21 protein-coding genes and 2 tRNA genes are annotated in these 21,774 nt (G+C 57.6%); 18 read left to right on the top strand and 5 right to left on the bottom strand.

What is annotated here, in order from left to right; all coding sequences use genetic code 11:
- The first annotated feature begins 226 nt into the window (after window positions 1-226).
- The 3 genes from ACR0M9_RS10725 to ACR0M9_RS10715 are packed head-to-tail and all read left to right on the top strand — an operon-like array spanning window position 227 to window position 2,992.
- Window positions 227-1,864, top strand: a complete 1,638-nt coding sequence (locus ACR0M9_RS10725) for a pilus assembly protein TadG-related protein (RefSeq protein ID WP_480481587.1) — start codon at window positions 227-229, stop codon at window positions 1,862-1,864.
- Window positions 1,861-2,391 (top strand): TadE/TadG family type IV pilus assembly protein, encoded by a 531-nt coding sequence (locus ACR0M9_RS10720; RefSeq protein WP_480773555.1) that lies wholly within the window; start codon window positions 1,861-1,863, stop codon window positions 2,389-2,391. Before ACR0M9_RS10725 ends, ACR0M9_RS10720 begins: the two co-directional genes overlap by 4 nt.
- Before the next feature lie 4 nt (window positions 2,392-2,395).
- Window positions 2,396-2,992, top strand: a complete 597-nt coding sequence (locus ACR0M9_RS10715; RefSeq protein ID WP_480773554.1) for a TadE/TadG family type IV pilus assembly protein — start codon at window positions 2,396-2,398, stop codon at window positions 2,990-2,992.
- Here the strand turns inward: ACR0M9_RS10715 and ACR0M9_RS10710 are convergent.
- The gene (locus tag ACR0M9_RS10710; protein ID WP_480773553.1) at window positions 2,954-3,433 is read right to left on the bottom strand and encodes a hypothetical protein; all 480 of its coding nucleotides are present in this window, start codon (window positions 3,431-3,433) and stop codon (window positions 2,954-2,956) included. The two genes, ACR0M9_RS10715 and ACR0M9_RS10710, sit on opposite strands and share 39 nt — an antisense overlap.
- 157 nt (window positions 3,434-3,590) lie before the next feature.
- Between ACR0M9_RS10710 and ACR0M9_RS10705 the strand changes: the two genes are divergently transcribed.
- Entirely contained in the window at window positions 3,591-4,502 is a 912-nt protein-coding gene (locus ACR0M9_RS10705) for a pirin family protein (protein WP_480773552.1), read from the top strand.
- Between the two features lie 21 nt (window positions 4,503-4,523).
- On the opposite strand, the gene ACR0M9_RS10700 is transcribed toward ACR0M9_RS10705, so the two are convergent.
- On the bottom strand, window positions 4,524-5,111 hold the full coding sequence (locus ACR0M9_RS10700) for a TetR/AcrR family transcriptional regulator (protein ID WP_267366137.1): 588 nt from the start codon (window positions 5,109-5,111) through the stop codon (window positions 4,524-4,526).
- Window positions 5,112-5,159: 48 nt separating this feature from the next.
- Here ACR0M9_RS10700 and ACR0M9_RS10695 point away from each other — a divergent pair, with 48 nt between their 5' ends.
- From ACR0M9_RS10695 to ACR0M9_RS10670, 6 genes are all read left to right on the top strand, one after another.
- On the top strand, window positions 5,160-5,462 hold the full coding sequence (locus ACR0M9_RS10695; protein WP_480528486.1) for a hypothetical protein: 303 nt from the start codon (window positions 5,160-5,162) through the stop codon (window positions 5,460-5,462).
- Between the two features lie 126 nt (window positions 5,463-5,588).
- Entirely contained in the window at window positions 5,589-6,875 is a 1,287-nt protein-coding gene (locus ACR0M9_RS10690) for a homoserine dehydrogenase (RefSeq protein ID WP_480773551.1), read from the top strand.
- A 69-nt stretch (window positions 6,876-6,944) separates the two neighbouring features.
- Window positions 6,945-7,928: a class II fructose-bisphosphatase gene (glpX, locus tag ACR0M9_RS10685; RefSeq protein WP_480773550.1), complete on the top strand. Its 984-nt coding sequence runs from the start codon at window positions 6,945-6,947 to the stop codon at window positions 7,926-7,928.
- A 93-nt stretch (window positions 7,929-8,021) separates the two neighbouring features.
- Window positions 8,022-9,764 (top strand): single-stranded-DNA-specific exonuclease RecJ, encoded by a 1,743-nt coding sequence (gene recJ, locus ACR0M9_RS10680; protein WP_480773549.1) that lies wholly within the window; start codon window positions 8,022-8,024, stop codon window positions 9,762-9,764.
- Between the two features lie 98 nt (window positions 9,765-9,862).
- Window positions 9,863-9,937 (top strand) — tRNA-Glu (locus ACR0M9_RS10675).
- Between the two features lie 26 nt (window positions 9,938-9,963).
- Window positions 9,964-10,038: transfer RNA gene (locus ACR0M9_RS10670), tRNA-Glu, on the top strand.
- A 65-nt stretch (window positions 10,039-10,103) separates the two neighbouring features.
- On the opposite strand, the gene ACR0M9_RS10665 is transcribed toward ACR0M9_RS10670, so the two are convergent.
- Window positions 10,104-10,886 (bottom strand): DeoR/GlpR family DNA-binding transcription regulator, encoded by a 783-nt coding sequence (locus ACR0M9_RS10665; protein ID WP_480773548.1) that lies wholly within the window; start codon window positions 10,884-10,886, stop codon window positions 10,104-10,106.
- 474 nt (window positions 10,887-11,360) lie between these two features.
- On the opposite strand from ACR0M9_RS10665, the gene ACR0M9_RS10660 reads away from it, so the two are divergent.
- The 8 genes from ACR0M9_RS10660 to ACR0M9_RS10625 all read left to right on the top strand — a co-directional run bounded on the left by ACR0M9_RS10660 (window position 11,361) and on the right by ACR0M9_RS10625 (window position 18,902).
- Window positions 11,361-13,100, top strand: a complete 1,740-nt coding sequence (locus ACR0M9_RS10660; protein ID WP_480481601.1) for an ABC transporter substrate-binding protein — start codon at window positions 11,361-11,363, stop codon at window positions 13,098-13,100.
- A 62-nt stretch (window positions 13,101-13,162) separates the two neighbouring features.
- A complete protein-coding gene (locus ACR0M9_RS10655) occupies window positions 13,163-14,212 on the top strand; it encodes an ABC transporter ATP-binding protein (protein ID WP_480481603.1) in 1,050 nt (349 codons plus the stop codon).
- 1 nt (window position 14,213) lies between these two features.
- Entirely contained in the window at window positions 14,214-15,290 is a 1,077-nt protein-coding gene (locus ACR0M9_RS10650) for an ABC transporter ATP-binding protein (RefSeq protein WP_480773547.1), read from the top strand.
- On the top strand, window positions 15,287-16,150 hold the full coding sequence (locus ACR0M9_RS10645) for a carbohydrate ABC transporter permease (protein ID WP_209595792.1): 864 nt from the start codon (window positions 15,287-15,289) through the stop codon (window positions 16,148-16,150). The genes ACR0M9_RS10650 and ACR0M9_RS10645 overlap by 4 nt, the downstream gene beginning before the upstream one ends.
- Window positions 16,147-16,944 (top strand): carbohydrate ABC transporter permease, encoded by a 798-nt coding sequence (locus ACR0M9_RS10640; protein ID WP_155139158.1) that lies wholly within the window; start codon window positions 16,147-16,149, stop codon window positions 16,942-16,944. The genes ACR0M9_RS10645 and ACR0M9_RS10640 overlap by 4 nt, the downstream gene beginning before the upstream one ends.
- Window positions 16,945-16,952: 8 nt before the next feature.
- Window positions 16,953-17,357, top strand: coding sequence for a DUF2160 domain-containing protein (locus ACR0M9_RS10635; RefSeq protein WP_480773546.1), 405 nt, complete (start codon window positions 16,953-16,955; stop codon window positions 17,355-17,357).
- 65 nt (window positions 17,358-17,422) lie between these two features.
- On the top strand, window positions 17,423-17,818 hold the full coding sequence (locus ACR0M9_RS10630; protein WP_209504337.1) for a BlaI/MecI/CopY family transcriptional regulator: 396 nt from the start codon (window positions 17,423-17,425) through the stop codon (window positions 17,816-17,818).
- Window positions 17,805-18,902, top strand: coding sequence for a M56 family metallopeptidase (locus ACR0M9_RS10625; RefSeq protein ID WP_480486090.1), 1,098 nt, complete (start codon window positions 17,805-17,807; stop codon window positions 18,900-18,902). Before ACR0M9_RS10630 ends, ACR0M9_RS10625 begins: the two co-directional genes overlap by 14 nt.
- A gap of 9 nt (window positions 18,903-18,911) precedes the next feature.
- Here the strand turns inward: ACR0M9_RS10625 and ACR0M9_RS10620 are convergent, their stop codons facing one another.
- Window positions 18,912-20,267: an MATE family efflux transporter gene (locus ACR0M9_RS10620; RefSeq protein ID WP_480481692.1), complete on the bottom strand. Its 1,356-nt coding sequence runs from the start codon at window positions 20,265-20,267 to the stop codon at window positions 18,912-18,914.
- 197 nt (window positions 20,268-20,464) lie between these two features.
- Complete coding sequence (gene xylA / locus ACR0M9_RS10615) at window positions 20,465-21,772, bottom strand: xylose isomerase (RefSeq protein ID WP_480773545.1); 1,308 nt, start codon at window positions 21,770-21,772, stop codon at window positions 20,465-20,467.
- Window positions 21,773-21,774 lie beyond the last annotated feature (2 nt).

Below are 21,774 nucleotides of genomic sequence, written 5' to 3'. Positions count from 1 at the left end.
CTTAGTTGCCCTAGGGTGAGTCGCTCAGATCGGCCAACTCCTTAACGAATTGTTTTCATTTCATCGACAGATCACCTGAAACGGTCCAAATTATACCCCTTCGGCGCGTAAAAAGGCCAAAACCAAGCCTTTTTCGCCCAATTCACGCCACGTTTGAAAATTAACTTTGTCCCAAATCTCTTTTTCTTTGACGCACGAATTCGACGTGTGAGGCGGAGTAACCAGAATGCTAAATTCCTTGCTTTGTAACGACGGCTCGAAACCGAAGCGCAAAACGTTCAAGTTAGAGCAGTTCGCTCGGAACGAAGATGGCGTCTTCACTATCTTCGTATTGTTCATGGTGGTCCTGATGCTGGCAATTACCGGCATGGCCATGGATGTCATGAAGTATGAGCGTGACCGCGCCAGCCTGCAATCCACCCTGGACCGCGCTGTGCTTGCTGCCGCTGACCTTGACCAGGATCTTCCTGCCAAGGCGGTTGTCGATTCTTACATGGACAAGGCCGGGCTGGGCAATCTGAACGCCATTACGACGGTTGTTGAAGGGTTCGGCTCAAAAAAAGTAAGTGCTACAGCCGAAGCGGTTGTTCCGACCCGCTATCTGAGGTTCGGCAAAGTCACTGAACTGGGCCTTGTTGCCAGCAGTGCGGCTGAAGAATCCATTGGCGCTGTAGAAATCTCGTTGGTTCTCGACATTTCCGGCTCTATGTCGCGCTCGTCTGCCACACCATCGAAGACAAAAATCGCAGTGTTGAGAGAAGCTGCGTCGGAATTTGTAAGGCTCATGCTGGACAAACCTGATGAAACACAGATTTCAATCTCGATTGTTCCTTATGCAACGCAGGTCAACGCGGGTGCGCCAATCCTGGACAAGTTCACAAATGTCACGCAGGAACACAGCTATTCGCACTGCGTAAACTTCATTCCGGAACAGTACAGCGATTCTGATCTGGAACGCGATGACACGTTGGAGCGCACCGCCCATTTCGATCCTTTCACCTATTCTGAAGGGTCAATCGACCTGCCCGTTTGTCCGGTCCGCGCAGGAAGTGCAATCACCCCTGTCACCGACAATATGAACAAACTGCTTGCTCAGATTGCGTCCCTCACCCCCGGTGGGAACACGTCGATCGATATTGGGATGAAGTGGGGAACTGCCCTGCTGGACCCGAGCATGCGCGGAATTGTTCGCGACCTGTCACTGGAACAGGATCCGTCCTATGCAGGTACAACAATTGTGCCATCAAAATTCTCGGTCCGTCCCTCGGACTATGGCACCGACGTTCTGAAGATCGCCATTGTTATGACCGATGGTCAGAACACCGATCAATACATGCTTAACCCATCGCTGCGCGAAGGTATGTCAGACGTCTGGTACAACCCGGAAGCTGATGAATACACCGTGTACCATTCTCAGGGTCGTCCGAATTTTTTCTGGCCTCAGCAAGACGTTTGGGCGGATCATCCCTACGGAAACCCGGAACCTGAGACACAGCTGAACGAAGAACCTGGAACAGCCGTTCGGTTGTCATATCCTGAACTGTTTAACCGAGTATCTCTGGCATGGAACGCACGGTACAACTATTACTGGCAGTCCAGCGGTTGGGCGGAATGGTATTCCAAGGCCTACGCGAAAGTTGAAACGTCGGCCAAGAACCAGCGCACCAAGCACATTTGTGATGCGGCCAAGGATCAGGGCATCATCGTTTACGGTATCGCGTTCGAGGCGCCCAGAAGCGGGTACAGGACCCTCAAAGACTGTGCCAGCTCTGACAGCCACGTCTATGACGTAAGTGGCCTGAACCTTGAGAAAGCCTTTGAATCCATCGCATCGTCGATCCGCAAGCTGAGGCTAACCCAATGATCAGCAGAAAGCTGTCGATGCTCCGCCTGTTTCGACAATCCGAGGCAGGCAATGCGACAATCGAGTTCATCATGCTCGTACCCTTCTTCCTGGCGCTTCTCGTGGCAGGAGCCGAACTGTCCATCATCACAATGCGGCATGCTGCTTTGGAGCGTGGGGTAGACCTGATCGTAAGGGATATTCGGCTGGGCACCGGTACGAACTGGGATCACGACGTAATCAGAAATCGGATTTGCGAAGTGTCCGGAATCAAGGATTGTACAGGGAATTTGCGACTGCAAATGGTCAAGCAGGACGCGTTCGCTGGTATCGTACTTTCAGACAACGTTCCCTGCACGGACAGTTCCGAAGATCCCAAACCGGTTCTGGATTTCAAAAGCGGCCAATCCAACGAGTTGATGATCTTGCGGGCCTGTTTGCGCATAGATCCGGTTCTTGAGACCTCAGCCATTGCCAAGCTTGTCCCGGACGCTACCGGTCACTACGCGGTGACCGCAACAACGGCATTCGTACAGGAGCCACTGTAAGATCATGTCTGTATTCCGAAACCTGAAGAATCGCTTCAAAGTCTTCAAGAAAGACGAAAGTGGCATTCTGACCGTAGAAGCCCTCATGATTTTTCCGCTGATGTTATGGACGATCACGTTCACGTTCACAGCATTCGAGGGGTTTCGTCAAAGCGCATCCAATCTGAAGGCAGCTTATACGATCAGCGACCTGATTTCGCGTGAAACGCAGGCCGTGACCGATGTGTATATTGACTCGTTGCACGATTTGGCGGGCAAGATGATCAATAACCGGTCAGAAGTGAAAATGCGGGTTTCTCTTATCGTTTACGATGAGGACGATAAACGCCATTATGTGCGCTGGTCGACCGTACGCGGCTTTGATCAGGAATGGGATGACAACAGGATCGATGAAATCGAAGACCGCCTGCCGCCAATGCCCAATCAGGACACCGTTATTCTGGTTGAAACGTCCAATGAATACATCCCCACGTTCCGACCGGGCTGGGATTTTGCGACAGGTATCACCTTTGAGAACTTCATCTTTACCCGTCCCCGCTTTACAAACGAAGTTGCTTGTAACTTAACCCAGACCCCGTTCGTCTGCACAAATAGCGGATAGAATTTCGGACATGAACTTGGCCTCGGCGGCAGATGTCATGCCGCCCACGCCAACCCGGTGACCAACCCGCCACCACAATCCCGGAGCCCAACTGTTCGCCGCCTTGTTTCGCGTACGGACCAGAAAGCCGTTTGACGGTTTGAAGGCGAACACACCCCGATCTACCGTTTCAATGTCGGCCACTTCTGCGATGATCTGACCCGACCCCGTTCGCAACTCGGTCCGCGTCAGTTCGATCCAGTCTTCTGTGGCGCGCCAGACGCGAAGCGCCAGCCAAAGCGATGCACCGCCAACGACAAACAGAAACACCTGCCAAACCGGTTCGGGTGGCGATGCCAGCGCGACATAGGTAACCAGCGTTCCAACCGTTGTCAGCATCCCTACCCCGGTCCATCGTCTGGGGGATGAGGCCTGAATCGTTGCCAACACGTCGTCCTGCATGGATGTCTCCTGTCTGATCCGCTTCGATCTAGCCATTTTGCGCCGGAAACAACAGAGGCTTGGCCGCAAAACAATTTCGCACAGGTCCGGTTATTTCATGCGAATTGACTGCCGTGGCGCAGAGATTACATGCTGCCCGGATGAAACGGAGGTGAACATGTCCCTTAGACCGACGTTAGAAACACGCAAAGCCATCCCCACAATGGAAGGGGCTGGTGTCAAACTTCACCGTGCATTCGGGTTTCAGGATCCGTCCGAACTGGATCCTTTTCTGCTGTTCGATGATTTCAGAAATGACCGCCCGCAGGATTACCAGGCCGGGTTTCCCTGGCACCCGCACCGGGGAATTGAAACGATCACTTACGTTCTGACCGGCACAGTCGAGCATTCGGATTCGCTGGGTAACACCGGCACGCTTGGCGCCGGTGATGTGCAATGGATGACCGCAGGATCCGGTATCTTGCATCAGGAAATGCCAAGCGGCAACATCTCGGGCCAGATGCACGGCTTCCAGTTGTGGGGCAACCTGCCCTCGGATCAGAAGATGACCGCCCCGCGCTATCAGGACGTTCAAAGCAAGGACATCCCCGAAATCACCGATGACGATGGCACCACAGTGCGGGTGATCGTAGGTGAGTTCTGGGGTAAGACCGGACCCGTTGACGGGATAGCTGCTGACCCGCAGTATCTGGATATCTCTGTCCCGGCAGGTGTGAAGAAAACCCTCCGGATCGATACGTACCGCCGTGCCTTCGCCTATGTGTTTCAGGGTCAGGCCGCCTTTGCCGATGCCTCGCAGCCGACAGGTGTGCTGTTGGAAAAGGAAATCGCCGGGCAAGAGGTCAATATCCGCGACATGTCAGGGGATCGCACGCTTGTCCGTTTTGGCACGGGCGATGAAATCACCGTTCAGGCTGGCCCCCAAGGTGTGCGGTTCCTGCTGATCTCTGGGGCTCCGATCAACGAACCCGTCGCGTGGCATGGCCCCATCGTGATGAACACGCGGGCCGAACTGGAACAGGCCTTTCGCGAGCTGCGCAATGGCACGTTCATTCACCCCGCGCACTAACAGCGTGACGGTTTGACCCTGTCAGGCCGTCACGGCCTTGTGCACCATGTTCCAATAGATCTCTTCGACCTCGTCCAGTGACAGGCGACCACCCGAACGGTACCAGGTCATCACGCCGTTCAGCATGGCAATCACGGCCAGCGTTGCAATCTTCGTGTCCGAAATTGCGAATTGTCCGGCCTGCTGCCCTGAGTCAAGGATGCTTTCCAGCACGTTTTCGTATTGGCGCCGCAAGTCTTCGATTTCAGCAAAGTTTTCGGGCGAAAGATTGCGCAACTCCATATAGGCGATGAAAACTTCGTCGGGGCGTTGCAAATGGAAGCGGATGTGAAAGCCGATAAACTGGCGCAAAGCGTCTTCGGCATCGTCGCAACGGCCCATTGCATCAAGCGCCTCAAGCAGGTCCTGCATGTGTTCGCGCATCAACCGGTGCAAAAGGCTCTGTTTGTCGGGCGTATAGTTATAAAGCGCGCCTGCCTGTACGCCGACCTCTTTTGCGATCTGCCGCATCGAGACAGCGGCATACCCATAGCGGGCAAACAGGTGCAGCGCGGCCTTGCGGATTCGCGGGCCGGTTATGTCGGAATGTGAGCCTTGAGTGCGTGCCATGGGTCTACAGTATATGAACAGATGTTCATATAGAACCCCGCTTGAACGATGTCGTCAAAACGTGCATCACGATGGGGCAACAAAGACCGAAAAGCCTGCGACATGAAACTGCTGCCTGTTTTGCCCCTTATTCTATTTTGCGCCGCCTGTGCGGACATTCCCGAGTTGGAAGGCAGCGAACCGGCTGCAGTCAGATCCGCCCCCTACCCGCGCCTTATTCCGTTGCAGGAAACCTTAGGGCCACCGGTGGACCCGATCCATCAGGCAGCAGCAGTCGAAGACGATCTGACCCAACGCAGCAATGCCTTGGCCCAAAAGGCGCAGGCGCTACAAAACGCGCAAACCAACTGACGCGTCATAAATCACCCCTACTATCCCCCAGTGACGGATTGCACCCTTGGCCTGAACCCGCTAAGGCAGCGCTGATTGGACAAGCATCCGACACCAGAAAAATTCGAGCGGAAAAGGACCCACGACATGACACAGGCACTGCGGCTGGGAATTGCGGGCTTGGGAACGGTCGGCGTGGGTGTCGTCAAGATCGTCCGCCGCCATGCAGAATTGTTGCAGGCCCGCACAGGCCGTTCGATTGAAATCGTGGCTGTATCCGCGCGCGACCCGAACAAGGACCGTGGCGTGAACCTGTCGGATTATGCCTGGGAAACCGATCCGGTTGCACTGGCAAAACGCGACGACATAGACGTTTACGTCGAATTGATGGGTGGCGAGAACGGTCCTGCCAAAGCCTCGGTCGAAGCAGCATTGGCCAGTGGCAAGGATGTGGTCACCGCCAACAAGGCGTTGCTTGCCATCCACGGGCAGGAACTGGCTGAAAAGGCCGAGGCCGCCGGTCGTGTGATCCGGTTTGAGGCCGCTGTCGCTGGTGGTATCCCGGTAATCAAATCCCTGACCGAAGGTCTGGCGGGCAACGAAATCACCCGCGTGATGGGTGTCATGAACGGGACGTGCAACTACATCCTGACCCGGATGCAATCGCAGCGTCAGGGCTACAATGCCCTTTTCGATGAATGCGCCGAATTGGGATACCTTGAGGCCGACCCCAATCTGGATGTCGGAGGTATCGACGCTGCGCACAAGCTGGCTCTGCTATCCTCGATTGCGTTTGGGACCAAGCCGAATTTCGACGGGATCGAGATTGAGGGTATTCAGCAGATCAGCCTGGACGACATTGATCAGGCCGAAGACATGGGCTTTCGCATTAAACTGCTGGGCGTGGCGCAGCGCACCGCACGCGGGCTGGAGCAACGCATGCAGCCTTGCCTGGTACCCAGTGAATCGCCACTGGGCCAACTGGAAGGCGGCACCAATATGGTCGTGATCGAAGGCGACGCGGTTGAGCAGGTTGTTCTGCGCGGCCCCGGCGCAGGCGAAGGTCCGACAGCCAGCGCTGTGATGGGCGATGTCTGCGATCTGGCGCGTGGATTGCATATCCCGACCTTTGGCCGCCCAGCCACCACGCTTGAAACCGCAGTTCCCGCCGTCACCGGCCGACCTGCGCCGTATTATCTGCGGCTGGGCCTGCTGGATAAACCCGGTGCATTGGCCAAGGTTGCGGCCATTCTGGGCAATGCCGGGGTGTCAATCGACCGGATGCGCCAATATGCACATGCCGAAAGCACCGCGCCTGTGCTGATCGTCACCCATAAGACCACCCGAACGGCGCTGGACGTCGCGTTGGAGGGTTTCCGCGAAACCGATGTGGTTGCAGGCGACCCAGTTGCATTGCGGATTGAGGCGGTTTGACCTTGCGGCCTGCATGAAACGCAAGCTATGCCGGAAGACACGGCTATACTGACCAGAGGATACAGAAACATGAGTGCTGCCAAGACCGATTTCAATGACCGCCTGCTGTCTCTGGGGCTGGCCAGGGTGGCGGAACAGGCTGCACTGGCCTCGGCTTCGCTGGTAGGCCGGGGCGATGAGAAAGCCGCGGATCAGGCCGCTGTGAACGCAATGCGCGAACAGCTGAACCTACTGGATATCGCAGGTGTTGTAGTCATCGGGGAAGGCGAGCGTGACGAGGCGCCGATGCTGTATATCGGCGAAGAGGTTGGCACCGGAAATGGCCCCGGCGTGGATATCGCATTGGATCCGCTGGAAGGCACCACGCTGACCGCCAAGGATATGCCAAACGCACTGACCGTCATCGCCATGGGCCCGCGCGGCTCGATGCTGCACGCGCCGGATGTGTATATGGACAAACTGGCGGTTGGCCCAGGGCTGCCGGAAGGTGTCGTGAATCTGGACATGTCGCCACGCGAGCGTGTCGAAGCACTGGCCAAGGCCAAGGAGTGCAAGCCGGCCGACATCACCGTCTGCATTCTGGAACGCCCGCGCCACGAGGCGATGATTGCCGAAGTGCGCGAAACCGGCGCCGCGATCCGTCTGATCACTGATGGTGACGTGGCGGGTGTCATGCATTGCGCTGAAAGCGAAGTAACCGGCATCGACATGTATATGGGCCAGGGTGGCGCGCCCGAGGGTGTGCTGGCCGCCGCTGCGCTGAAATGTATGGGTGGGCAGATCTTTGGTCGCCTGTTGTTCCGTAACGATGACGAACGTGGCCGGGCCGCAAAGGCAGGCATCACCGATCTGGACCGTGTTTATGCACGCGATGAGATGGTGACGGCGGATGTGATCTTTGCCGCCACCGGCGTGACCGGTGGCTCTTTGCTGCCCCGGATCAAGCGCGAGCCCGGCTGGGTGGAAACCACGACGCTGCTGATGCGGTCCAAGACCGGGTCGGTGCGCCGCATGTCCTACCGCACGCCGACATGGCCGCATGACAACACATAACGGCTTGCGCCGTTGCCTTCGGCGAGAGTATTTCTGAAAAGGTGAAGAGGCCGGGTCCGCAAGGGTCCGGCCTTGGCGCATGAGAGGCGAGCAATGAGTTTTCTTGGAGTCGAGCAATCACTGACGGGACGGCTTTGGGTTGGACCCAGCCCGGAGATTGAGCGGGCGGCCGAGATGATGGCGCAACAAACCGACCTGCCCCGTGCCGTTTGCCAGGTTCTGGCCCGGCGCGGCGTGCGCGTATCGGAGGCGCCCGGCTTTCTTGACCCAAAGCTGAAGGAATTGCTGCCTGATCCGCGGGCCATCAAGGATATGGAAGTTGCTGCCACGCGCTTTCTGGAAGCCGTCCGCAATCGCCAGAAAATTGCGGTGTTTGCGGATTACGATGTCGATGGCGGCAGCTCTGCCGCGTTGCTGCTGGTCTGGCTGCGGCAGATGGGCGTGCAGGCGACGCTTTATGTGCCGGACCGGATCGACGAAGGGTATGGCCCCAACGTTCCCGCGATGCAGGAGCTTGCGGCTACGCATGATCTGATCATCTGCGTTGATTGCGGCACGCTCAGCCATGATCCGATTGCGGCGGCGACGGGGGCGGATGTGATCGTTCTGGACCACCATCTGGGGGGCGAGACGCTGCCCGATTGCGTCGCAGTGGTGAACCCAAACCGACAGGATGAAAGCGGCGATCTTGGTTATCTTTGCGCGGCGGGCGTTGTGTTTCTGATGCTGGTCGAAGCCGGTCGGCAGCTGCGTGACGCGGGCGCAAGGGGACCGGACCTGATGGCCCTTCTGGATCTGGTGGCCCTGGCGACCGTTGCCGATGTGGCACCACTGATCGAGGCCAACCGCGCCCTGGTGCGACAGGGGCTGAAAGTGATGGCACAGCGGCAGCGCCCCGGCCTTGTCGCGCTGTCCGATATCTCGCGCATGGATACCGCGCCGAACAGTTATCACCTCGGGTTTCTGCTTGGGCCCCGCGTGAATGCCGGTGGACGGATTGGTCAGGCCGATCTGGGCGCGCGCTTGCTGAGCACCGATTCCCAGCAAGAGGCGCAGGCGTTGTCCGAACGTCTGGATGCCTTGAACACTGAGCGCCGTGACATTGAAAACACGGTACGTGCCGCCGCGCTGGAGCAAGCCGAGGCGCGTGGCTTGGACGCCCCTTTGGTCTGGGCAGCAGGCGAAGGCTGGCACCCCGGTGTCGTTGGTATCGTGGCCTCTCGGCTGAAGGAGACAGCCGATCGACCGGCGATTGTGATTGGCTTTGACGGGGATGAGGGCAAAGGTTCGGGCCGCTCGGTTTCCGGCGTCGATCTTGGGGCTTCGATCCAGCGTCTGGCGGCCGAAGGGTTGCTGGTCAAAGGAGGTGGCCACAAGATGGCCGCAGGTTTGACCGTCATGCGCAATCAGTTGGAACCCGCAATGGAACGCCTGAGCGAGTTGCTGGCCAGACAAGGGGCGGGCCAGGGTGGGCCTGCGGATCTGAAATTGGATGGCGCGTTGATGCCCGGCGCGGCAACCGTGGAACTGATCGAGCAGATCGAACAGGCCGGACCGTTTGGCGCCGGTGCCCCGGCCCCGCGCTATGCGTTGCCTGACCTGCAGGTTCGCTTTGCCAAGCGGGTCGGTGAATCGCATCTGAAACTGTCGCTGACCGATGGAATGGGCGGCGGGCTGGATGCGATTGCCTTTGGTGCTTTTGACGGGCCGATGGGCGAAAAACTGTCAAATCACGGCGGTGCGCGCTTTCATTTTGCGGGTCGGCTTGAGGTCAACACCTGGGGCGGGCGCCAATCTGTGCAGCTCAGGCTGGAGGACGCGGCGGAAGCCCGTTAACACGCGGCTTTGGTGTGCTAAAAAACTTTCCCGTCCCTGCGTTTTTACGCTTGCGGGGGTCACGGCGAAACCGTAAAAGGCCCTCCACAAGCCAGCGTGGCCCGTTCGTCTATCGGTTAGGACGCCAGGTTTTCAACCTGGAAAGAGGGGTTCGATTCCCCTACGGGCTGCCATTTGCGCTTGTGACCTTATACCAAGTGGCCCGTTCGTCTATCGGTTAGGACGCCAGGTTTTCAACCTGGAAAGAGGGGTTCGATTCCCCTACGGGCTGCCACTCTTCCTTAGCTTCTTCCATCCCAAAGCAGCAAGATCATCCGGGCCGCGTCTGGAATCAGCAACCTAGCTGTCATCAGCGATCTGAATTTCGATGCCCCAACGGTCAAGGAATCTGGCCACCCCACCCTTTGGCACAGCATCCGTGACCAGCGAATGCACCAGCCGAGGATCCGGCCCCACATAAGGTGCCCTTTCACCAAACTTGGAATGTGCTGCAGCCATGACAACCTGGTCCGCACACCTGACCACCACCGATGCAAGATCCGCTTCGACCGCGCTGTGGTAGAGAAACCCTTTGCTGTCGGAAATCGCGTCCGTGCTCAGGATCACGATGTCAAAGGCATAGCGTTGCAGCTGCTTGTGGGTGACGTGACCAAACGTCCCCCTTTCATCGATCTGCAACTCACCCCCCAAAAGGTGCACCCGGTTTCCGTTGACCCCGGCCAAGGTCTGAACGACACCGACGGAGTTGCTGACAACCGTGAGGTTGCTGACCTGTCGCAGCTCTTCTGCGACGAAAGCGGTTGTCGATCCCACATCCAGGAAAACGGTCATCTGATCGCGAACCAGTTTCGCGGTATGCCCGGCGATCAAACGCTTTTCATCAGCGTCTTGTGATATCCGGTGAAAGAAGTTGGGGGCGCCCTGCACTCCGGCAAGGTAAGCTCCGCCATGAACGCGTTCGACTGTACCCGCCTTTGACAAGGCTTTGATCGTTCGGCGCACCGTCTCTTCGGATACGCCGAGCATATTCGCCAAATCCGAATTCCGGGCCGTTCCACCCAAACGTCTGAGGGCATCAAGCAATTCCAGCTCACGATGGGTGTTGAGGGTATTCTTCTTCACGAACCGGCTCCGGAATTTTCCTTTATATGGACACGGAATACCGTGAACGGCAAGGCAGTGCTACATCCGCATTGCCACAACTGGCCTTTTGTCGGAACGGATTGGTGCCATGTGAGCACTGAGTTTCAGCAGTAGTGATCCGGGAAGCTGGTTTGCCTGACTTCTCACGAGTGCCGGATCAGTGTCCATGCCTCTCGCAACGCGAATGCAATTCAACGCACCCTCTGTCATCTCTTGCTTGCAATGGGTCTCAGTGGAGTTCCCTATTTCCCTCGCGGAGAAATTTTGAAATTTCGATAACATAATTATATAGTTACAATCATTTACAGCGTTGGATACAAACTCAATTCATGCGGCTCCGGAGTGCCTGAACGTCAATTACTAAAAATTTAGTTTGACACGTACGCAAAAAATCGCTGATGCTGTTCTGCATCCGGTTCCCGCCGGAGAACCATAATTTTTGGGAGGAGACAGATGCGGAGACATCTACTTTCCGCAGTGGCGGCGGCTGCCGTCATTGCGGGGCACGGGTCCGCTTGGGCCGACGAAGCCGCAGCACAACGTTGGATCGACGACGAATTCCAGCCATCGACCTTGTCGAAAGACGAACAGATGGCCGAGATGCAATGGTTTATCCAAGCTGCACAGCCCTACGCTGGCATGGAAATCAACGTCCTGTCCGAAGGTATTCCGACGCATTCCTACGAGTCGGAGGTTCTGACCAAGGCGTTTGAAGAAATCACCGGCATCAAGGTCAATCACCAGATCCTTGGCGAAGGCGAAGTGGTCCAGGCTGTTCAGACCCAGATGCAGACAGGTCGGAACCTGTATGACGGCTATGTCAACGACAGTGACCTGATTGGTACCCACTCGCGTCTGCAACTGGCCTATCCACTGACCGACATGATGGGCGGCGACTGGGCGGCGACAACCTCGCCGACAATCGATCTGGATGACTTCATGGGCATTCAGTTCACCACCGGGCCGGACGGCAAGCTGTATCAGCTTCCCGACCAGCAGTTTGCGAACCTTTACTGGTTCCGCAAGGACTGGTTCGATGACGAGGCCAACAAGGCCGCGTTCAAAGAGAAATACGGCTATGATCTGGGCGTTCCGGTCAACTGGTCGGCCTATGAAGACATCGCCGAGTTCTTCACCAATGACGTGAAAGAAGTCGACGGCGTGGCGATCTACGGCCACATGGATTACGGCAAGCGCGCGCCCGACCTTGGCTGGCGCATGACCGACGCCTGGCTTTCGATGGCCGGTGCTGGTGACAAGGGCGAGCCGAACGGTATTCCGGTTGACGAATGGGGCATCCGCATGGAAGCGGGCACCTGTAACCCGGTCGGCGCCTCGGTGTCGCGCGGTGGTGCTGCAAACGGTCCGGCTGCGGTCTATGCGATCCGCAAATGGGACGAATGGCTGCGGGCCTACGCGCCTCCGGGTGCGGCGTCTTATGACTTCTATCAGTCGCTGCCGGCACTGAGCCAGGGCAACGTGGCCCAGCAGATTTTCTGGTACACCGCCTTTACCGCCGACATGGTGAAGCCGAAGTCCGAAGGCAACAACACCGTGGATGACGAAGGCACTCCGCTGTGGCGGATGGCGCCCAGCCCGCACGGCCCCTACTGGGAAGAAGGTCAGAAGGTTGGCTATCAGGACGTGGGTTCCTGGACGTTCCTGAAATCGACCCCCTCGGATCGTGCGCAGGCAGCCTGGCTTTATGCCCAGTTCGTGACGTCCAAGACTGTTGATGTGAAGAAGTCCCATGTGGGTCTGACCTTCATCCGCGACAGCTCGGTCAACCACGAGTCGTTCACCGAACGCGCATCCAAGCTGGGTGGCCTGGTCGAATTCTATCGCTCGCCTGACCGCGTGGCATGGTCGCCAACCGGAATCAACGTACCGGACTATCCAAAGCTGGCCCAGATCTGGTGGCAGCAGATCGGTGACGTGAACTCGGGCGCCTTCACCCCGCAAGAGGCGATGGACCGTCTGGCCGAAGAGATGGACATCACCATGGCCCGTATGCAGGCCGCGGATGAAAGCGCCGGTGTCTACGGCGGCTGCGGTCCACGCCTGAACGAGCCGCAGGACCCATCTTTCTGGCTGGAAAAAGCGGGCTCGCCCAAGGCCAAGCTGGAGAACGAAAAGCCGCAGGGCCAGACCGTCAACTATGACGAACTGGTTAAGCGCTGGCAGTCCCAGTAAAAGCAACATCGTAGGCCGGGCTTAAGCCCGGCCTACCCCTGAATGCCCCGCGAGTTTCCCAGATGATTGAACTTCAAGACGCGACCAAACGGGTCGGCAACGTCATCCATATCAAGCCAACCAACCTGACGCTGCAAACCGGCCATTTCAACGTGCTATTGGGCGCGACAGGTTCCGGAAAAACGTCACTGATCAAAATGATGGCCGGGTTGGACCCGATCGCCTCAGGCAAGGTCCTGATGGACGGGCAGGACGTGACACGGTTGAACACGCAAAAGCGGCAGATCAGTCTGGTGCACCAGTTCTTCGTGAACTACCCGCATATGACTGTATTCGACAATATCGCCTCGCCCCTGCGCGTGGCTGGCATGGCTAAATCGGAGATCGATGGCCGCGTGGAAGAGGCCGCCGATCTGCTGCAACTGCGCCCCATGCTGCACCGCCGCCCACACGAGCTGTCGGGCGGGCAGCAACAACGAACCGCGCTGGCGCGTGCCATCGCAAAAGAAAGCCGCGCCGTCTTCCTGGATGAGCCGCTGGCGAACCTTGATTATAAACTGCGCGAAGAGTTGCGCGAACAACTGCCCGATCTGTTCGCTGGTCGCGGGGCCGTCGTTGTCTACGCCACCTCGGAGCCTGAAGAGGCATTGCTGCTGGGAGGCTACACCGCGCTGATGGAAGACGGCCGCGTGACCCAGTTCGGCCCAACCACCGACATCTATCGCAATCCGGAAAACATCGCCGCGGCGCGTGTATTCTCGGACCCGCCTATCAATGTGGCCCGTATCACTGTTTCCAGCGCCCGGGCGCAATTGGCAGGCAATGTCGGCTGGGCAGCCTCGGGCATGGCCGACGGGGAATATATGATCGCCGTTCGCCCTCATCGCGTGACGCCATTTCGTACGTCTGACGCCGATGTCGAACTGACCGGACGTGTGATCGTGACCGAACTGTCAGGTTCGGATTCCAGCGCGCATTTCCAGCATGGTGACGAAGCCTGGGTTTCACTCGCCGCTGGTGTGCATCCCTATCAGGTCGGCGAAGATCACAGTTTCTACATGAACCCGGCGCACTGCCGGTATTTCAGCCATGACGGCAAAAGGGTGGCCTGACATGGCACAGATCAAGCTTTCAAACCTTCGACACAGCTATATGCCGTCACCAAAAGGCCCCGAGGACTATGCGCTGAAGGAAATCGACGTCACGTGGCGCGATGGCGGGGCCTATGCGCTGTTGGGGCCGTCAGGTTGTGGCAAGTCCACGCTGCTGAACATCATATCCGGTCTTCTCACCCCCTCGAAAGGCCGGATTCTGTTCGATGATCAGGACGTCACCGCCCTGCCCCCGGACCAACGCAACATCGCGCAGGTCTTCCAGTTTCCGGTGATCTACGACACGATGACCGTGGGCGAGAATCTGGCCTTCCCGTTGAAGAACCGGGGTGTCGACGCCGAAACCATCAAGCGCCGTGTTCTGGAAATCGCCGAGATGTTGGACGTCACGGACATGCTGAACACCCGCGCGTCAGGTCTGAGCCCGGACAACAAACAGAAGATCTCGATGGGTCGCGGCCTTGTTCGCGACGACGTGAATGCAGTGATGTTTGATGAACCGCTGACCGTGATCGACCCGCACCTGAAATGGAAACTTCGGTCCAAGCTGAAAGAGCTGCATCAGCGCGTGCGGGCAACCATGATCTACGTGACGCACGACCAGACCGAGGCGCTGACCTTCGCCGACGAGGTGGTGGTAATGCAGGACGGTGAAGTGGTTCAGATCGGAACGCCGGTCGAACTTTTCGAACGGCCACAGCACACATTTGTCGGCCATTTCATCGGCTCGCCGGGCATGAACGTCCTTCCATGTGAAGCCAAAGGCGACCGCGCCGTTTTTGAAGGGCACGAGGTCATGCTGGAAGGTCCCACACATGGTGACGGCGGCCGCACCGATCTGGGTATCCGCCCGGAATATGTAGGTTTCGGCGACACCGGCATTCCGGCACATGTGACCAAGGTCGCCGATATCGGCCGCCACTATGTGGTCAGCGCCGTGGTCGGCAACACCGCCCTCAAGGTTGTGACCGAACACAGTGTACCGGAACCGGGATCACAGGTCTTCTTGCAATTCAAACCCGAACAATCCCGCGTCTACCGCGACGGCTGGATCGCAACTCAGGAGCGGGCGCAATGAGAACGGAAAACCAAAAAGCATGGTTCTTTGTCCTGCCCGTTCTTGCGCTGGTGGCGTTCAACGCGCTGGTGCCCATGATGACGGTGGTCAACTACTCGGTGCAGGAAACCTTCGGCAACAACCAGTTCTTCTGGGAAGGTTTGGGCTGGTTCGAACAGATCCTGCGATCCGACCGTTTTCAGGCAGCACTTGGACGGCAATTCCTGTTTACCTTCCTGATCTTGCTGATCGAGGTGCCTTTGGGCATCATCGTCGCCCTGTCGATGCCACGCAAAGGGTTCTGGGTGCCGGTCTGTCTGGTGCTGATGGCCTTGCCGATGCTGATCCCTTGGAATGTGGTTGGCTCGATGTGGAACATCTTCACCCTGCCCAAGATCGGATTGCTGGGATATTTTCTGAATGACGTGCTGGGTATCAACTATGACATGACGCAACAGCCGCTGTCGGCCTGGATAACCGTTATCGTCATGGACGTCTGGCACTGGACCTCGCTGGTCGTGCTGCTGTGCTATGCGGGCCTCGTATCGATCCCGGACGCCTATTATCAGGCCGCCAAGATCGACGGCGCCAGCCCATGGTCGGTGTTTCGTTACATCCAGTTGCCCAAGATGAAGACGGTTCTGACCATCGCTGTTCTGCTGCGGTTTATGGACAGCTTCAATATCTATACCGAGCCTTTTGTTCTGACCGGCGGCGGTCCCGGCAACTCGACCACCCTGCTGTCGATTGACCTTGTGAAGATCGCACTGGGGCAGTTCGACCTTGGCCCGGCGGCAGCGATGAGCCTGATCTACTTCGCCATCACGCTGCTGGTGTCGTGGCTCTTCTACACTCTGATGACAAAGGACGACGCAGAATGAAAAAGCGGTCCATCATCCCGATCCTCTATATCGCCTTCCTGATGCTGCCGATCTATTGGCTGGTGGCGATGTCCTTCAAGACAACGAACGAGATTCTGTCGGGCTTTTCCCTGTTTCCCCAGACTTTTACGCTGGAGAACTATATTACCATCTTCACAGACCCAACCTGGTACTGGGGTTACATCAACTCGATCACCTATGTGACTCTGAACACAGTGCTTTCCGTCTGCGTTGCCTTGCCTGCGGCTTATGCGTTCTCGCGCTATCGGTTCCTCGGTGACAAGCAACTGTTCTTTTGGCTGTTGACCAACCGCATGGCCCCAGCGGCGGTGTTCGCCCTGCCATTCTTCCAGCTTTATTCGTCGATCCACCTTTTCGACACCTATCTGGCCGTGGCTTTGGCCCATACGCTGTTCAACGTGCCGCTGGCGGTGTGGATTCTGGAAGGGTTCATGCGTGGTATCCCAAAGGAGCTGGATGAAACCGCCTATGTGGATGGATATTCGTTCCCGCGCTTCTTCGTGACAATCTTCCTGCCCAACATCAAGGCAGGTGTCGGTGTCGCGGCGTTCTTCTGCTTTATGTTCTCATGGGTGGAAATGCTGCTGGCCAAGACCCTGACCGCGGTCGAGGCCAAACCCATCGCTGCTGTGATGACCCGTACAGCATCCAGTGCCGGGTACGAATTGGGTCTGCTGGCCGCCGCGGGCACCCTGACCATCATCCCCGGTGCCATCGTCATCTGGTTTGTTCGCAACTACATCGCGCGTGGCTTCGCGATGGGACGTGTGTGAGGTTCAACATGCGAAAACTGTTTCTCACCCTGCCCTTCTTGCCCTCAGCAGCCTTTGCCCAGGCCAAGGCCGGATGGGGCAATGTCGGACAGGAGGCCGAAAAAGGGTTCTCGTGGACGGACCCCCTGTGGCCCGATTTCTGGATGGCATGGACACCTGCCACGCTGGCCGTGTTTGTCGGTATCTTCTCGGCCATAGCATGCATTGGCTTGCTGGAAGGCTTCAAATTCCGCGACGGAATTGAACGGCGCGGGGTTCTGGGGCTGACAACCACACTGGGGGATCGCCTGTTCATCACCCTTCTGGGGTCCGCATATATTTTCCTGGCGTGGCTTGGGCTGGTCGGGCAACCCGTCTGGACACCGCTGTTCCTGTCCATTGGCTGGGGCGTTTTTGTTTTCTGGAAAGTTTAGACTTTGAGAAATCGCGAAAGGATGCTTGTCTGTCAGGCATACTAACCATGACGACACCGAGACCAATGCGAAAGAAAAAGACAACAAATCTGCTGACCGAGGTCGAACTGGAGTTCATGAACGAGCTCTGGGCCCTCGGGCAAGGCTCGGTGCGTGATGTCCTGGACCGCCTGCCGTCAGAACGCAACCTGGCCTATACATCCGGGGCCACGATCCTGCGCATTCTGGACGAGAAGGGTTTTGTGGAAAGCCACAAGTCGGGAAAGACCCTGATCTATACGCCGCTTCTGGAAAAGGACAGATATCAGGCCCGTTCGCTTCAAAATCTGTCGCGCACGCTTTTCGACGACACCCCCGCCACACTGGTGGCGCGGCTGGTCGACGACGCGGGGCTGAGCGAAGCCGACCTGGAGGAAATTCGAGCACTGGTAGAGAGGAGACTGCAAAATGACAGCGGTTAGACCGGTTCTCGACGCATTCATCGAACTCAACATCGTGCTGGCCTTTTCGGCGGTGATCTGGCTGGTGACCCGCACGGCCCTAAGCCGCACCGCCCTGCGCAATGGCTATGTCGCACAGTTGCGGGCGCTCAAGACCTTGTGCATCTGTGTTCTTGCCAGTCCGTTTCTCGCGGTTTGCGTGTCGTCGCTGGCGACATACGCTTGGCCGGGCAGTGTCGTGGCCCTTGGTGATATCGCCGTTGCAGCCTATCTGCGCGGTGACATCGCAATGCCTGCCACGCAGTTCGAAGCACTGCTGAACACCCGCGAAAGGTGGGTTGATCTGGCATTGTCCGGACAGCAGCCTGTGATCACCCTAGTTGCCGCCATACTTGCCTGTATCGCAGCCGTGTACGCTGCGCGTGCCTTGCGGGACGCAATGACGATCCGTCAGACTGTCAATTCCAGTTTTCTTTGGCGGCGGTCCGCCAAGGTGGATATTCGACTTTCCGATCGCATCACTGTGCCCTTTGCCGTGCGAGGACTTCGCCGCCGCCACGTCGTTCTACCCAGCCATCTGCTGGACACCCCGCGCGAGTTGCGTTTTGCACTTGCCCACGAGTTTCAGCATATCCGTACGGGTGACGTCGAATGGGAACTGGGGTTTGAGCTGCTGCGTCCGCTGTTGTTCTGGAACCCCGCCTATCTGATGCTCAAGTATCAGTTCGGCCGGCTGCGCGAGTTGGCCTGCGACCAGTCGGTTGTTGCGCGCAAACGGATTGATGCGCGGGAATACACGGCGTGCCTGCTGGACTATTGCGCCCGGACAATCTCAACCAACAGCCCACGCGTTCTGAATGTTGCCTTTGTGACAGGCGGCAAGGCAAAACGCGTGTTGCGGCAACGTGTAATCGCGCTGACCGATGTTCAGCCATCGGTACCTGCCCTACCGGCAGTGTTCCTTGGAATGACGCTGATCTTTGGTGCGCTTTTGGCTCTGGGGTCGGCCTCAATCCAGCAGACACGGGATTGGAGCCATGACCGCCTGATGCTGTCGACAGTGGTCAACCTGGAACGGCTGGAAGCGCGCAATCAGGGGAACTGACCTGATCGCTTACCAGCCGCGACGCCCGAACAGCGAGTGAAGCCGCCCCTGATCGGCAAAAGGCTCGGGCGTTTGCACGCGTTCCAGCCGTGCCACTACGCGCGCGACAAGAACCCATCCTATGACAGCAAAGATGACGCCCCCAAAAGCCTGACCCAGCAGAACGCCCGAGGCCCCGGCGATTTGTGAGCCAATCATGGCAAACACCCATGTGCCAATAGTGTGACGACCCCAGTTTATCCATGTGGAATAGACCGGATGGCCCAGATTGTTGAAACTGGCATTTGTCACAAAAATCACACCGTTGAAGAACGAAGCCAATGCCAGCGGGCCGCAGAACAGATAAATCAGTACGCGCGTTTCCCCCTGGGCTGCGAACAAATTCGCAATTGGCGAACGCAGTAAAAACAAAATGGCCGACATGCAAAGAACGTAGATTGCGGTGAACTTGATCCCGGCCAAAAACGCGGCACGCACGCGATCAAATTTTTCTGCCCCGAAATTCTGCCCGATGATTGGCCCTATCGCGCCGGACAGCGCAAAGATGACCGAAAACGCCACCGGCAACAGCCGCCCAATCACCGCCATGCCCGCAACCGCATCCGTTCCAAACTGTGCAATTTCCCGCACTACGATGGCATTCCCGATCGGCGTGGCGACATTCGTCAGAACGGCAGGGATTGCGATGGCCCGCACGGGCCGAAAATCCTGTGCCACCTGTTTCAGCGATGGGCGTGCAAATCCCTGATGCACCCGCAGCGCGGGCCACAATGCTGCGCCTAACATACATAGCCGCGCCAGGACCGAGGCTATCGCGGCCCCATCCAACCCCAGCCCGACGGCAAAGATCAAAATCGGGTCAAGAACTGCATTCACAACGCCGCCGTAAATCGTTGCCATCATTGATCGGCGCGCATCGCCGTGCGCGCGCAGCACAGCCATCGCCGCCATCGCAATCGACATCACCCACATGGTCGGCAGAATGATCGACACATAGCGCGTCGCCAGCCGCAAAACCTCGCCTTCTGCGCCAAGCAGCGACAACAGAAAGCTGACGTTCAGCAACACCAGAACAGAGGTAACCAACCCGACGATCAGCCCCAGAACGGCGACACTGGATGCGTATTGCCTTGCCTGTTCGGCCCGCCCGCCGCCCAACTCACGCGCGACCAGCGCCCCGGCAGAAATCGACAGACCGATATTGATTGCGTTGGTGAAAAACAGCAGCGTCCCGGCATAACCTACCGCTGCGGCCAGCGCGTCGTTGCCCAGCATCGAGATAAAGACCATATCGACAAAATCGACAGCAAATATCGCCATCAATCCAATGCTCGTGGTCAGCGACATGCGCGTCACATGTAGCATCAGGTTGCCACTTAGAAAGATTGCCTTACCTGCCGATTTTTCCACCAAGTCTTTGGTCGTCCCACCTGCGCGACCCGGACGGGCCCATGATGCCACTGCGTTCGACAAGGGAAAGCCCCGGACAACGCCTAAGTAAACTCACGCGTTTCCGGGGCTTTGTACACCGAATATTTCAGTTCAGGCTCAGCCGACCGGAATTACACAAAGCGGTTCACGTAGTTCTCAAGCACTTCCTGACGCCCCGAGCGTGGCTGAGGATTGAGGTCTTCGGCAAGTACCCGCGCTGCAATCTCGTCGAGGCCAGAGGTTAGCATCGCCAGAGCTTTAGGCGTTTTCCAGCCTGCATACCGGTCGGCCAGCGCCTGTTCCAGACCACCATCTTCAAGCATCGCAGCTGCCGCCTTCAGGCCCCGGGCGCAGATATCCATCCCGCCCACATGCGCCGCGATCAGGTCTTCGGCATCGATGGATTGCCTGCGAAGCTTGGCGTCGAAATTGGTACCACCCGTGGTAAACCCGCCCGCTTTCAGGATGTGGTAATAAGCCAGCGCGACTTCAGGCGTGTTGTTGGGGAACTGATCCGTATCCCACCCGGACTGGTAATCGTTTCGGTTCATGTCGATGGACCCAAGCATACCTTCGGCCGAGGCAACAGCGATCTCATGTTCAAAGCTGTGTCCTGCCAGGATTGCGTGCCCTTGTTCCAGGTTCAGCTTTACCTCATCCTCAAGGCCGTACTTGCGCAGGAAACCGATGCAGGTTGCTGCATCGAAATCATATTGATGCTTGGACGGCTCCTGCGGTTTGGGTTCTACAAGGATCGTGCCGTTGAAGCCGATCTTGTGCTTGTACTCGACCACCATGTTCAGGAACCGGCCCATATGATCCAGTTCGGCCTTCATGTCGGTATTGAGCAGCGTCTCGTAGCCCTCGCGCCCGCCCCAAAGCACATAATTCTCGCCGCCAAGCTTGTGGGTCGCGTCCAAACAGGATTTCACCGTGGCGGCGGCAAATGCAAAGACATCAGGGTCGGGGTTGGTGCTGGCACCCCCCATCCAGCGACGGTGGCTGAACATATTGGCTGTGCCCCACAACAGCTTGGTGCCAGACACCTGCATCTTTTCACCGATATAGTCAGTGATCTCATTCAGCGTTCGCAGGTTTTCTGCAAAACTGCCCTGTTCGGGACGGACATCCGCGTCATGCCAGCAGAAATAGGGCTGGCCAATGATCTCGAACATCTCAAAGGCAACATCGGCCTTCATTTTGGCGCGGCCCATGTCATCTTGCGGATGCCATGGACGTTCAAAAGTCGAGCCACCAAACGGATCCCCGCCTTCCCAGGCGAACGAGTGCCACCACGCCACGGCAAAACGCAGGTGATCCTCCATGCGCTTACCCATCACGATCTCGTCCGGGTTGTAGTGACGGAATGCGAGTGGGTTCTTACTGTTCTCGCCCTCGAATTGGACCTGCTCGATCCCCTGAAAGAAACCGCTCGTCATCT

This window comes from Ruegeria sp. CH2 (assembly GCF_056537065.1).
This window is presented reverse-complemented; position numbering and strand designations above follow the sequence as displayed.